Raw genomic sequence first — 13,881 nt, 5'->3', positions numbered from 1 at the left:
CTATCGGCCCAAGGCTGCGGTTTCAGCGATGCCCTTGCTTGCAGCCTCCTGATCCAAATAGCGACCCGGACCTTGAACCTGGGGATTGCCGTCATCATCGGTCTCGAAGTTGTAGACCATAGGAACGCCGGTAGGCACGTTGATGGCTCGGATGTCCTTGTCGTCTATATCCTCAAAAACCTTGATCAGGCTGCGGACCACGGAACCGTGGGTGACGATGAGCACAGTCCGGCCCTGGGCCAGGTTGGGGGCTATCCGGCTGCTCCAGTAGGGATGCAGACGGACCAACAGGTCCTTAAGGCACTCAGCACGGATCTCCGCCGGATTCCGCCTGTCCAGCCCGTCACACGTGGACGGGGCATAGCGCGGATCCCGTCCCTGAAAGTATGGTGAATTGGTTTCGATGGCAGGTGGACGAACCTCATAGGAACGCCGGTAGATGTCGAATTGCTGCTGCCCATAACGTTCCAGCATTGCTGGTCGCGTCTGTCCCTGGAAGACGCCATAGTGGCGCTCGTTCAGTCTCCAGGTGCGGTGCACCGGAATCCAGGCTCGATCAATCAGATCCAACACCATGTTGGCGGTGACGATGCTACGGGTCAGCAGGGAAGTGAAGACCAAGTCGGGCAATAGGCCTGACTCCTTGAGCAGCTGTCCGGCATGACGAGCCTGTTGTAGTCCATGTTCCGTCAGCGGCACGTCCACCCAACCGGCGAAACGGTTGACTGACTTCTGAGTCCAGACGCTTTCCCCATGGCGCATGACGATGAGCTGCGAGGTCATCGAATCGATTCCCCTCCCGATGACGTGTTAGAACCAAAGTGAACTGTGCTCAAAGAACAGGGAGTCATCATCTTCATCCTGTGCGGACGGGTCAGCCTGGTCAGCAGTCCATTCAGATCTGGACATGACCAGTCCTATGGCCCTGGGGAGGGCATCGGCTACTTGTCCAGCGCGGATCGGTTGTCCTATGAGTCCTGCAGCAGCCCATGGCCCCGCTTGCTGGCTGTTCCCAGCTATCAGATCCGCAAAATCCTGTGGTTTGCGGGGATCGAATATCAGCGGCTGCTCCCAGCCTGCCTGTCTGCCGTCGCTGGCCAGAGTACCAGCCAGACCGTGCAGAAAGGCCGCAGCTGCCGTCAGATCCACCATCAGCGTGGCATCCTCCTGAATCGGTCCAGCGTTCTGGGCCAACACAGCCCCGATGGCTCCGGAGAGCACGTCCCCTGATCCCGCCGTTGACAGCCAGGCTGGGCCGAATCCCGTAGTCATGACTCTGGGACGGTCGGTTCCGTCCTCGCCAACTACCAGTGTGATGGCTCCCTTGAGCAGAATAGTGGCTCCAGTCAGTTGGCAGGCTCGAATCGCCCAGTGCAGGGGTTCGGCCATAACCTGGTCGCTGTCCACATTCTCGCCATGAGAGTTGAGCAGGGCGGCCATTTCGCCTGCATGTGGGGTTAGCACTGTGCGCGGACCCAGCCGGTCGGGCAGCAGATCCAGGGCTCCGGCATCGGCTACCACCGGAGGGTCGGCTGCGGCCTCATCCTCGTCCAGATCGGCGGCCTGTCGGTTGAGTATATCGGCAATCAGATCCCGCTGACCGTCTTGGCATTCAGGTCCGGCGGCCTCCTGGGCCTGCTGGGTGGGCACGCCTGAGCCCAGCACCCATGATTCGACCCTTCCGCGGCCTAGGACCGTCTCGGGCAGCTCCTGCAGGATCAGATCACCCACCGGCTTGGGGCCGCAGTAGCGGATCATGCCTACGTTGCCGCTGGCCGCCGCCCTGCTGGAAAGCAGCCCTGCGCCATGGTAGAGGGACGATCCGGTGACCAGGCCAACCACACCCCGGCTGTACTTGGTGTCATCCACCCGTGGAGACCGCAGGAGACCGGCGCAGTCCACAACGTTCATGCAGGAGACGCTCGGGACCAGGGCGGAGGTATCGAAGCCGAAGTCCACCAGAACGATTCTGCCACAGACGTAAGCTGCCGGGGGAAGCATCAGGCAGGGCTTCATGGCTCCCATGGTCACAGTCACATCTGCCGGGATGTAGGCTCCGGGCAGAGTACCCTCGTCCACGTCCAAACCGGAGGGGGTATCCACGGCCAGAACCAGCGGTCCATCCCGTCCTACAGATTCGTTCCAAGCGGGCTTGTCGGGCAGACCGCTCCCCATACCCAGATCTGCGGCCAAAATGGCGGGAATGCCGCGCAGCGCACCCTTGAGGCCGATACCCGTCATAGCATCAATAATCAGATCCGCCTGTCGGCACAGCTCCAAGGCTTGATCCAGCTCATCGGAAGCCTGATCCGGTCCGGAGGGGGTCTCGCATCCAGGGATGACTGCCTGGGGATCCAGGGCCGTTACCATTCCGCCGGCTCGCAGGAGGGCATCCAACCCACCCTGGTGCAGGCTCCGTCCGGTGGCTACTACGGTCACGTCGGCCCCGTGTCCAGCCAAATCAGCCGAGGCATAAAGACCGTCGCCACCATTGTTTCCGGACCCTGCCAGCAGGACGATCCTGGCACCTGCCGGCTCCAATCCAGCCTGGGTCAGCATGATGTCGGCCACTGAGGCCAAGGATCCAGCGGCGATGCGCATCAGCGGTACCCCGTCCTCCAAAAACGGCTGCTCCAATGATCTGATCATGTCTGCGGAATAAGCGCTGGTGGCCAAGGTACGTCGCGCTTCGCGAAGATCATCTGATGATGGCTTCATGGCATCACACCCCTCATTCACAAGGTCCACGTGCTGCGGCGTAGCCGGCCACGTGTTGGCTCTACTCTATCCGATGGCCTTGTCCTGCACGCGTTATAAGGTCTGCCAAACTACTCGGGCAGGAAAGGAAATTCATGCAGGGATTCGCATTGCCGAACCAGGGTCAGATTCTAGCGGTAGTCCTGACGGTGGTCCTCTGTGGTCTGATCGGCTTCGAGCGTGAGTTCCTCAAACACGACGCTGGCATCCGAACCCATATTCTGGTGGGTCTGGGCAGCTGCCTGTTCACCATGGTCTCCCTCTACGGCATCCAGGCCGCTGTTGGTGCTTATTCCTGGGACGCCTCGCGGATCGCGGCCGGGGTGGCTTCAGGTATCGGTTTCATCGGGGCCGGAGTCATCTTCTTCAACCATGATTCGGTCAAGGGACTGACGACGGCCAGTGCTATCTGGGTGGCAGCCGCCGTAGGCATGGCTTGCGGCGTCCAGCTCTTCGCCATCGCCATCCTGGCGGTTATCTTCTACTTTCTGGCCGTTCTGGTCATCGCACCTATACTCAAGTGGTTCCTGCGCAACCGTCAGAACACGGTCTTGCGCATCATCTACCAAGACGGTCATGGCTGCCTGCGCGAGTCCCTGCTGCTGGCCACCCGCATGGGTTTCGAATCCCGGGTGCTGACCATCCACGAGCTGCACCGAGATGCCTGGCAGGGGGCCGATGTCACTGTCAACCTGCTCGGTAAGGGTGACGTGACCGAGCTGGTCGAATCCATAGGTCAGACCCCAGGCGTTAAAGGGGTGGAAGTCCTGGGGGAGGACGACTGACCATCTAGTGACCAGCTGCGTGGCCATTCCTATGTCAAGAGCGAATAGACCTCTTGCAGGAAAAGACCGAGAAATCGTAGACTGGAGATCAGGCATAAAGGAATCGCAGATCTCCGCCCCGCTTTTCGCTGTCTTGGTTTGGTCTACTCTTCGGCCACCAGTTCCAGGTAGTCGTCGCTCCAAAGGTCTTCATCCCCATCGGGCATGAGCAGCACCCGCTCCGGATTAAGCGCCTTGACGGCACCTTCGTCGTGAGTGACCAGCACGATGGCCCCTTCGTACTTGGCGATGGCCTTGAGTATCTCGTCGCGTGAAGCCGGATCCAGGTTGTTGGTAGGCTCGTCTAGCAGCAGGACATTGGCCCGGCTGGTTACCAGCGTGGCCAGGGCCAGGCGGGTCTTCTCACCGCCCGAAAGCACCTTGGTGGGCTTCATGGCATCGTCCCCTGAGAAGAGGAACGAACCCAGGATGGTCCGCGCCTGGGTGTTGTCAAGGTCCGGGGCCACATGCTGCAGGTTCTCCAGAACAGTGACCTCGTTATCCAAGGTGTCATGCTCCTGAGCGAAGTAGCCGATCTTGGCCCCATGCCCCAGGGTTACCTTGCCTGTGTCAGGTTGCTCGATGCCGGCCAGCAGGCGCAGGGTGGTGGTCTTGCCAGCGCCGTTGTATCCCAGGATGACCACCCGGGACCCCTTGTCGATGGCCAGGTTGATTCCGGTGAAGACAATGTTGGAGCCGTAGGCCTTGGACAAGTCCTCAGCCATGATGGGCGTGCGGCCGCAGGGCGCCGGATCAGGGAAACGCAGGTCGGCCACCTTTTCCGCCTTTTCCGCCTCCTGGGTGTCGGCCAGCAGGCGCTGGGCCCGGCGCATCATGTTCTGGGCGGCCACGGCCTTGGTGGCCTTGGCGTGCAGACGGATACCCTGCCGCATCAGTCTGTCGGCCTTCTTCTCAGCCACCTCGCGTTCGCGACGGCGACGCTCCTCGTCCACCACGCGCTGACGCAGGTAGGCCTTCCATCCCATGGTGTACATGTCGATGCAGGAACGTTGAGCATCCAGATGCCAGATGCGGTTGACGGTCTCGTCAAGCAGTTCGGTGGAGTGGGAGATAATCAGGAAGCCGCCCTCGAACCGGCGCAGATAGCCCTTGAGCCACTCGATGGAGTCGGCATCCAGATGATTGGTGGGCTCGTCCAGAATCAAAGTGTCAGCGTCAGAGAAGAGGATTCTGGCTAGTTCGACCCGTCGGCGCTGTCCGCCGGAGAGCGTGCCCAGTGCCTGCTGCAGAGTCTCCTGGCTCAGTCCCAGGCTCTCGCCCATGACGATGGCCTGCGATTGTGCAGCATAACCCCCCGCGTTTTCGAAGTCCTGCTGGGCCTTGTCGTAGCGCTTCATGGCCTTTTCCATGATCCTGGGATCAGGACTGGTCATCTCGGTCTCGGCCTTACGCATCCGCTGGATGATGGATGCGATATCCCTGGCGCTCATGACCCTGTCCAGGGCGCTCTGCTCGGAATCCCCCGCATGGGTGGACTGGGGCAGATATCCCAACTGCCCAGTCACCCGCACCTTGCCGGCCGAGGGGAGCATGTCGCCGGTGATGACCCTGGTCAGCGTGGTCTTGCCAGCGCCGTTGCGACCCACCAGGCCGATCCGGTCGCCCTTGGTCACGTGGAAGTCGGTGGCTTGCAGCAGTAGTCGGGCACCTATTCGGATCTCAAGTCCCTGCGCCTCAATAGCCATGCCGCCTCCGACCCCGCTTTCCTTGGTGGTTCAAAACTTGCAAGGGACCATGGTAGCAAGAAGCCAGCCCCGACAGTGCGTCTCGGCTGACGGGGCAATGGCTGGATCATTGATGGGTCAGCGGCGGACCAGTCTGAACTTGCTCCAGGGGAAGTAGACCAGGAAGGCACCCACAGCGGTCAGTGCGATGATCAGCACGCCCATGGCGGCCGCGAAGGAGAAGATCCTGATGCCGATGCCCAGGCAGGCCCAGATGACCACCAGGCCGAAGACCCAGTCCTTACCATGCCTGTTCATCAGGTAGGCGACGGCCAGGAGGGCGCCTACCAGGATGATGGCGGCAAATCCCTGGACTGCATTTCCTACCTTGTGCCCGGCAACCACCATGTATCCTGCATTGACCAGGGTGGCCACGCTCAACCAGCTGGCGTAGATGGACAGAGGAATCCAATCCAAAGCCTTGGCTGCGGTGGGGGTCCCGGCCTTAGTGGCATCCCTGCGCACCAGGGCGTAGAGCATCCAGGCCAGCACGGTCAGAATGAGGATGATGACCAGGGCCCAGAAGTTGCGCTCCATATGCCACAGAGCCAGCCAGGCGATGTTCAGGCAGCAGGTGGCCACAAAGAGCAGCCCGCTCAGCGTAAAGGGCAGGAAGCCCAGACGTTTGCGGCTAGGGCCGGCCAGGCAGAAGCGGAAGAGCCAGATGGCCAGGGCGATGTAGATGACTCCCCAGATGGCGAAGACGTATCCGGCGGGCATGATCCACAGGTCGACCTTGCGGGCCAGGCCGCCAACCGTCGTGCCATTGAAGTGGTAGACCTCTGCATAGCCGTTGAACCCCACCATGGCCACCCAGGCCACCCAGAGCAGGATGTCCTCGAAGAGCTTCCAGCCTCGGCCCTTGGAGGATTCCTGTTCCTTTTCGGACTGACCCTGTTTTTGCTGCTGGTCCTGTGCTTGGTTCTGTGGTTGGCTGGATCCCTGCACTGCCTCATTGCCGCTGCGATCAGAACGACTCTTGCCTGTGTTGGTGGTCTCATCAGCACTGGTTTTTCCAGTCGATGCCTTCTTCGACGAATCATCAGACTGCGTGGCTGCGGCACCCGAAGGCGATGAACCTGAGCTAGATGAATTTGAAGTAGACGACTTTGAAGTAGAAGAATTCGAAGCCAATGCACCGGAAGATGCCGAACTTTCATTCCTTGAACCCCGGGCTGCCGATGACGAGCCTGAGGCTGATTGGCTACCCTGCATGGCAGGGGAGGTGCGCTTGGCCCTCTCGACCGGATCCTCCTCGTCGGTCCAGAGTCTGCGCGGATTGTCCTTGTCAGTCATGGCACATGCTTCCTCTCCTAGCCGGCAGCAACCGTACTGTCGCCGTGGGGATGGCCCCGGGCATGGGCTGACCGGCCTCTGCTTCAACTCTAAATCGGCTTGCCTCGCTCAGTGGTATTGACCACCCGGTCCAGGCGGTCTCCAGTGCTAGCCTGAACCTGAACGTCGGGAAGAGGAGCACAGCATGGCCGAACCTTCACATCGATGCGACTGGGCTCAGGTGGACGATCCGCTCATGCGCAGCTACCACGACCGTGAGTGGGGCCGCCCCCTGCACGGCTCCCAAAGGCTCTTTGCCATGCTCTCCCTGGAGATATTCCAGTGCGGGCTCAGCTGGCAGCTGGTCCTGCATCGCCGCCGGGCCCTCTTCAAGGATTTCGACAACTTCGATATTCAAGCTATCGCCGCCTTCGACAACAACCGAATCGACTGTCTCATGACCGATCCAGCCATCATTCGCAATCGACGGAAAATCGAGGCCACGGTGGCTAACGCCGCCCTGATCGCCCGACAACTGCCCGGAGAGGAATTCGACCACTATTGCTGGTCGTTCACAGGCGGGCTAACCATCAATCATGACTACCCGGACGATCAGTCGATACCGCGCTACGACCACCTGTCGGCCATCGTCTGCAAGGACATGCGCGACTTGGGCCTGCGCTTTCTGGGGCCGGTGACGGTCCACTCCTTCCTCCAGGCTGCAGGCATCGTCAACGACCATCAGAACGACTGCTTCCTCAACGGCTGCGGCCGCCCGCCGCTTGACCCGCCGGACCCGGCCATCTAAGCCGTCATCGAACACCTGTTCGAATTATTCGGCCCCGGCGATATTATGGTCAGGCTTTGGCCTCAGTCTTGGCCATGGTCTTCAGGGAAGCGGATGGGAAGCACGTGAAGCAGCAGAACAAGCCTAAGTCGACAGTGGACGCGGCCATTGAGAACCCGCGCATGATCGAATCCAAGGGGTCCTTGGTGGCGGACCTATCCATGGTGCCCAATGACCGCAAAATCGTCATCCAAGGTGCCCGGGCCCACAACCTCAAGAACGTCAACCTGTCCATACCTCGCAACCGGATGGTGGTCTTCACCGGCCTGTCGGGCTCCGGCAAGTCCTCTCTGGCCTTCGACACCCTCTTCGCCGAGGGTCAGCGACGCTATGTGGAATCCCTGTCCGCCTATGCCCGCCAGTTCCTAGGTCAGATGGACAAGCCCGACGTGGACTTCATCGAAGGTCTGAGCCCAGCTGTCTCCATCGACCAGAAGACCACCAACCGCAACCCTCGATCCACCGTGGGCACCATCACCGAGATCTACGACTATCTGCGTCTGCTCTTCGCCAGGACTGGCATTCCCCATTGCCCGGTATGCGGAGCTGAGGTGCGCGCCCAATCGCCGCAGCAGATCGTCGACACCCTTATGTCCAGGCCAGAGGGGACCCGCTTCCAGCTGCTGGCACCCATCGTCAAGGGCCGCAAGGGCGAGTTCGTGGAGACCCTGGAGCTCCTGCGCTCCGACGGCTACTCCCGGGCCATCATCGATGGGACCATGCACCAGCTGTCCGAATCCATCAAGCTGACCAAGCAGAAGAAGCACACCATCGAGGTGGTGGTGGACCGGTTGGTCATCCGCGAGGGCATGCGCCAGCGGCTGACCGACTCAGTGGAAACCGCCCTGCGACTGGCCAAGGGCACGGTGGTGGCTGACTTTGTAGATCTGGATGCCAAAGATCCCGAGCGCCGCCAGCCCTTCTCTGAGAAGCGGTCCTGCCCCAACGGCCACGAGCTGGAACTGGACGAGATCGAGCCCAGGACCTTCTCCTTCAACGCACCCTACGGAGCCTGCCCAGCCTGCACTGGTCTGGGATTCAACCTGGAGATCGACCCTGAGCTGGTGGTGCCCGACCCGGAGAAGAGCCTCAAGGATGGAGCTGTGGAGCCCTGGAGCGGCACCAAGAGCCAGCAGCGGTTCTACGGCCACCTGTTGGACGGCCTGGCAAAGGAGATGGACTTCTCCACCTCGACACCTTGGAAGGACCTGCCCGAGGGAGTCCGCCACGCCGTCATGTACGGGCACGACTTCAAGGTTGATGTCTCCTACCGCAACCGCTGGGGGCGCCTGCGCGAGTACACCACTGGATTTGAGGGCGTGGTCCGCACCCTGATGCGTCGCCACGACGAGACCGACTCGCAGCCCATGAAGCAGTACTATGAGTCCTATATGCGCGAGGTGCCCTGCCAAGTCTGCCAGGGAAAGCGCCTGAAGCCCGAGGTGTTGGCTGTGACTGTGGATGGCTTGTCCATCGCTCAGGTCTGTGACATGGCGGTGTCGGCCAGCCTGAAATGGGTGGAGGGCCTGCACATGGAGGGTGCCCAGGCCAAGATCGCCGGGGAGGTCCTCAAGGAGATCCGCGCCCGTCTGCGCTTCCTCAACGATGTGGGCCTGAATTACCTGACCCTGTCCCGGGCTGCGGCCACCCTCTCCGGCGGCGAGGCCCAGCGTATTCGTCTGGCCACCCAGATCGGCTCAGGCCTGGTGGGCGTCATGTACGTGCTGGACGAACCCTCCATAGGCCTGCACCAGCGTGATAATGACCGGCTGATCAAGACCCTGCAACGGTTGCGCGACCTGGGCAACACCCTGATCGTGGTCGAGCACGACGAGGACACCATACGTCAGGCCGACTGGCTGGTCGATATAGGGCCGGGGGCCGGCGAGCACGGTGGCGAAGTCATCTTCTCCGGGCGATCGCAGGACCTGATCAACGCCTCCCGCTCAATCACCGGCGACTACATTGCCGGACGCCGGTCCATCGAGGTGCCCAAGCGCCGCCGCAGGACCAGCAGGACCCGTCAGCTGACCGTGGTAGGAGCTCGCGAGAACAACCTGAAGAACCTCAAGGTCTCCTTCCCGCTAGGGGTCATGACCCTGGTCACCGGCGTATCCGGCTCCGGCAAGTCCACCCTGGTCAACTCCATCCTCTATCCGGTCCTGGCCGACCAGCTCAACAACGCCCGCATCGTGCCCGGCAAGCACACCCGGGTTGAGGGCGTGGACCAGGTGCGCAAGGTCATCCACGTGGATCAGAATCCCATAGGCCGCACCCCGCGTTCAAACCCGGCCACCTACACTGGCGTCTGGGATAAGATACGCCAGCTTTTTGCCAAGACGCCAGAAGCCCAGGTTCGCGGCTACGGTCCAGGCCGCTTCTCCTTCAATGTCAAGGGCGGCCGCTGCGAGACCTGCCATGGGGATGGGACGATCAAGATCGAGATGAACTTCCTGCCTGACGTCTACGTCCAGTGCGAGACCTGCCATGGCAAGCGCTACAACAGGGAGACCCTGGAGGTCACCTACAACGGCAAGACCGTCTCGGACGTGCTGGACATGCCCATCGAAGAGGCCGCCCGATTCTTCAAAGCCTACCCCTCCATCGCCCGCTACCTGGACACCTTGGTGGACGTGGGCTTGGGCTACATTCGCTTGGGTCAGCCGGCGCCTACCCTGTCAGGAGGCGAATCCCAGCGTGTCAAGCTGGCCACTGAGCTGCAGCGGCGCTCCGGCGGCAAGACCGTATACATCCTGGACGAGCCCACTACGGGCCTGCACTTCGAAGATGTCAGCAAGCTGCTCAAAGTCCTGCACGGTCTGGTCGACAAGGGCAACACGGTCATCGTCATCGAGCACAACCTGGACGTCATCAAGACCGCCGACTGGATCATCGATCTGGGGCCCGAGGGCGGCGACGGCGGAGGCACCGTGGTGGCCCAAGGCACTCCAGAGCAGGTGGCTGCCAATCCAAACAGCTGGACTGGCAAGTATCTGAAGCCCATGCTGGATCCTGCAAAGATAGCCAAGGCCACACGATCATGACCCGCAGCTGCTTCGAGCGGCACACGCCGCAGGTATGGCGGCGCACCGCCCAAGCCCTTGAGGAGGAGTCCGTCACTGGTACCACGAGCGGCGTCAACAAGAACGGCGCGCCCCTGTTGGGAGACAGCCGAGACCTCTTCCGCCCCAAAACCTCTGACATTCCCGCCCAGCCGGGCGTCTACAAGTGGCGGGACGGAGACGGTCGGGTCATCTACGTGGGCAAGGCCAAGAACCTGCGCAACCGTCTGACCAACTACTTCCAGCCCCTGGAAAACCTGCATCCGCGCACCCAGACCATGGTGTTGACGGCCCGGAGCCTGGAATGGACCGTGGTGGGCACCGACCTGGAGTCCCTGACCCTGGAATATACTTGGATCAAGGAGTTCGATCCCCGCTTCAACGTCAAGCTGCGCGACGACAAGACCTACCCCTATCTGGCCGTCTCCGTGGGGGAGGAATTCCCCCGGGTATGGATGACCCGCGTGCGCAAGCGGCACGACACCCGCTACTTCGGCCCCTACGCCAAGGTCTGGGACATGAAGCACACGCTGGATGCCCTGCTCAAGACCTACCCAGTGCGCACCTGCACACCCGGCGTCTTCCGCAAAGCCAAGCTCAGCGGCCGTCCCTGCCTGCTGGCTTCCATAGGCAAGTGCTCGGCTCCCTGCGTAGGCCGGATCAGCGCCAGCGATCACCGTCGTCTGTGCACGGAGCTGACCGGGGTCATCACCGGCAGGCTGGGCAAGAGCTACAGGGCCGGGCTGACCAGGAGTATGCAGAAGGCCAGCAAGGAGCTCGACTTCGAGAAGGCCGCCCGCCTGCGCGACCAGATCGCCATGCTGGATACGGTCATCGAGCAGAACGCTGTAGCCTTCGCCTCCAACGTGGACGTGGACGTCTTTGGTGTAGCTTCGGACGAACTTGAGGCTTCGGTCCACGCCTTCTTCGTGCGCTCGGGAGCAATCCGCGGTGAACGCAACTGGAGCGTGGAACGGGTCGAGGATGTTTCCGACAGCGAACTGATCAGCGACCTCTTGGTGCAGGTCTACTCGGATCTGATGAATGAGAACAACAGCGAGCTGCACAAGCTGCCCGCGGATTCAGACACCCCTGTCTCCATCAGCCAGGACAGGGATGCCATGGGCTCCACCCAGAAGGTCACGGCCCTGGATGCCGAGGCCCGGGCCAAGGCCACCAGGAGCCGACACCGGCATCAGGATCAGACCGGACGTGCCGACTTGTTGGCTCCCATCTCACCGGTGCCTCCCGAGGTTATTGTCCCCATCCAGCCTGATCGGACCGGTGACCTGCAGGAGTGGCTGCGCGAGTTGCGCGGGTCCGCAGTAGCCATCCGGGTGGCCAGCCGCGGGGAGAAGAAGTCCCTGATGGACCGTGCCAACGCCAACGCACGCCAGGCCCTGCAGCGCAGCAAGCTCAGCCGCATGAGCGACATGGGCACCCGCACCCAGGCCATGAACGACGTAGCCAAGGCTCTTGGACTGGACCGGGCCCCGCTGCGCATCGAGTGCTACGATATCTCCAATACCGTGGGCGGCCAGTTCCAGGTGGGTTCCATGGTGGTCTTCGAAGATGCCGTTCCCAAGAAGTCCGAATACCGTCGATTCGCCATTCGCGGTGAGGACGGCAAGGGCGCTGTGGACGATATGAGCGCCATCTACGAGACCTTGACCCGTCGCTTCCGCCACGGCAACATCGCAGGCGACAGCGGCGACAGCCTGGAGGCCGAGCGAAAGGCCAGCGACAAGGCTCCTGAGCTGGTCGAGCAGGAAGAGGGAGGTATTGTCCAGCAGAATACCTCCGCCCGCCACTTCGCCTACAAACCCAACCTGGTCGTGGTCGATGGCGGCAAGCCCCAAGTGACCGCCGCCGCACGGGCCCTGCACGACTGCGGAGTGGACGATGTGGCCCTGTGCGGCTTGGCCAAGCGTCTGGAGGAGGTCTGGGTTCCCGACGACGACTATCCCATCATCCTCAAGCGCCAGTCCGAGGGTATGTATTTGCTGCAGCGTGTGCGGGACGAGTCCCACCGCTTCGCCATCACCTACCACCGTCAAACCCGACGCAAGGGTGCCCTCAGGTCGGCCTTGGACGAGATTCCGGGCATCGGCCCCGCCTACCAAAAGAAGCTGCTCAATCATTTCGGATCGGTCAAACGTATGCGCCAGGCCTCTCAGGAGGAGCTGGAGGCTGTCAAGGGCATCGGCCCCGCCAAGGCCGGGACTATCTACCAGGCTCTGCATACCGACCAGGCTCAGGCGGGGGACAGCCAGCGATAAAATGGCTCAAGAGGCTGGCAAAGGGCCATGCCCTGATCTTGATTGGTGCGTGATTGCAGATATGAATGGGCCTGATCGCCGTTGTGCCGTCCTGGGCGACCCCATCAGCCATTCCCTTTCGCCCCTCTTGCATGGCTCAGCCTATGCCGCACTGGGCCTAGACGGCTGGCACTATGACCGAGTGCGCGTGGATATTGACGGCCTGGCGGACTTTATCCACAGCCTTGACCTGTCATGGGCCGGTCTGAGTCTAACCATGCCCCTGAAGAAGGCCGTCGGCTCCTTAGGCGCTTTTCGTGATTACTGGTCTAGAACCTTGGGGGTGGCCAACACGGCAGTCTTTGAGCAGGGTGGCCCTGCTAACGGGCTGTCCCTATACAACACAGACGTGGAGGGGATTGTGGCGGCACTTTTGGAAGCTGTCGACTGCTGCCGGGCCGACGGAGACCCTGACGATCTGGCTGCCCTGCTCGAGGCTGCCGGGCAGGGCCGACAGGACCAGCTTCCCCGCAAACCGTATGGGGGAGCGCGGGCCTTGGTCATCGGCAACGGGAACACAGCCGAGTCCGCCTTCTGCGCCTTGAAGGTGCTGGGGGTCAAACGTGTAGACCTGCTCGTCCGCAACCCGGAACACTGCGACCACATGCTGGACCTCGCCTCCCGGCTGGACCTGCCCACTCCGGTCGTCGTCGCGATGGATCAGGGCGAAAAAGCGAAAGGAGCCCTGTCCAAGGCCGATATTGTCGTCTCAACCCTGCCTTCGGGTGCGGCCGATCCTCTAGCCGATCTGCTCAGTACAGCTGAGACCAGAGAAGCCAGGGCTTCTGGTGTCAAAGCTATCGACGAAAGACCCGCCAATGGAAAAGAGGCCAATGCCGATGAACGTTTCGGCCCGGTCCTGCTGGATGTGGTCTATGACCCCCGGATCACGCCGCTCATGGAGGTCTTTTGCGGCATCCCAGGTGCACGGGCCATCAGTGGTGAGCGAATGCTGCTCTATCAAGCTGTGCGCCAGGTAGCACTGATGACCGACCGACCTTTGGCTGCTGTTCCGGCGGCTGCAATGGACCGAGCCTTGAGGGAGGCATGACC

Annotated in this window: 9 protein-coding genes; 5 read left to right on the top strand and 4 right to left on the bottom strand. The window is 61.7% G+C overall.

Translation table 11 applies throughout. The features are described 5' to 3' along the window. On the bottom strand, positions 1 to 783 hold the full coding sequence (locus DKK75_RS03765) for a 2,3-bisphosphoglycerate-dependent phosphoglycerate mutase (protein WP_110452109.1): 783 nt from the start codon (positions 781 to 783) through the stop codon (positions 1 to 3). A gap of 27 nt (positions 784 to 810) precedes the next feature. Further along, on the bottom strand, positions 811 to 2,718 hold the full coding sequence (locus tag DKK75_RS03760) for a bifunctional ADP-dependent NAD(P)H-hydrate dehydratase/NAD(P)H-hydrate epimerase (protein WP_110452108.1): 1,908 nt from the start codon (positions 2,716 to 2,718) through the stop codon (positions 811 to 813). 134 nt (positions 2,719 to 2,852) lie between these two features. Between DKK75_RS03760 and DKK75_RS03755 the strand changes: the two genes are divergently transcribed. After that, complete coding sequence (locus DKK75_RS03755) at positions 2,853 to 3,542, top strand: MgtC/SapB family protein (RefSeq protein WP_110452107.1); 690 nt, start codon at positions 2,853 to 2,855, stop codon at positions 3,540 to 3,542. A 143-nt stretch (positions 3,543 to 3,685) separates the two neighbouring features. On the opposite strand, the gene DKK75_RS03750 is transcribed toward DKK75_RS03755, so the two are convergent. Together DKK75_RS03750 and DKK75_RS03745 are read right to left on the bottom strand one after the other, a co-directional pair. After that, positions 3,686 to 5,287 carry an ABC-F family ATP-binding cassette domain-containing protein gene (locus DKK75_RS03750; RefSeq protein WP_110452106.1) on the bottom strand — a complete coding sequence of 534 codons (1,602 nt, stop codon included), beginning with the start codon at positions 5,285 to 5,287 and terminating at the stop codon, positions 3,686 to 3,688. A 117-nt stretch (positions 5,288 to 5,404) separates the two neighbouring features. Continuing rightward, positions 5,405 to 6,622: a TspO/MBR family protein gene (locus tag DKK75_RS03745; protein WP_110452105.1), complete on the bottom strand. Its 1,218-nt coding sequence runs from the start codon at positions 6,620 to 6,622 to the stop codon at positions 5,405 to 5,407. Between the two features lie 184 nt (positions 6,623 to 6,806). Between DKK75_RS03745 and DKK75_RS03740 the strand changes: the two genes are divergently transcribed. From DKK75_RS03740 to DKK75_RS03725, 4 genes are all read left to right on the top strand, one after another. Then, the gene (locus DKK75_RS03740) at positions 6,807 to 7,409 is read left to right on the top strand and encodes a DNA-3-methyladenine glycosylase I (RefSeq protein WP_110452104.1); all 603 of its coding nucleotides are present in this window, start codon (positions 6,807 to 6,809) and stop codon (positions 7,407 to 7,409) included. Positions 7,410 to 7,570: 161 nt separating this feature from the next. Next, positions 7,571 to 10,492, top strand: coding sequence for an excinuclease ABC subunit UvrA (gene uvrA, locus DKK75_RS03735; RefSeq protein WP_110452299.1), 2,922 nt, complete (start codon positions 7,571 to 7,573; stop codon positions 10,490 to 10,492). Next, positions 10,489 to 12,789 carry an excinuclease ABC subunit UvrC gene (gene uvrC, locus DKK75_RS03730; RefSeq protein ID WP_110452103.1) on the top strand — a complete coding sequence of 767 codons (2,301 nt, stop codon included), beginning with the start codon at positions 10,489 to 10,491 and terminating at the stop codon, positions 12,787 to 12,789. The genes uvrA and uvrC overlap by 4 nt, the downstream gene beginning before the upstream one ends. A gap of 61 nt (positions 12,790 to 12,850) precedes the next feature. Then, positions 12,851 to 13,879, top strand: a complete 1,029-nt coding sequence (locus DKK75_RS03725) for a shikimate dehydrogenase family protein (protein WP_110452298.1) — start codon at positions 12,851 to 12,853, stop codon at positions 13,877 to 13,879. The last annotated feature ends 2 nt before the right edge of the window (positions 13,880 to 13,881 follow it).

Source organism: Bifidobacterium asteroides (assembly GCF_003202695.1).
Classification (GTDB): Bacteria; Actinomycetota; Actinomycetes; order Actinomycetales; family Bifidobacteriaceae; genus Bombiscardovia; species Bombiscardovia asteroides_G.
The sequence above is the reverse complement of the archived record's forward strand: the minus strand, read 5'-3'. Positions and strand labels throughout refer to the sequence as shown.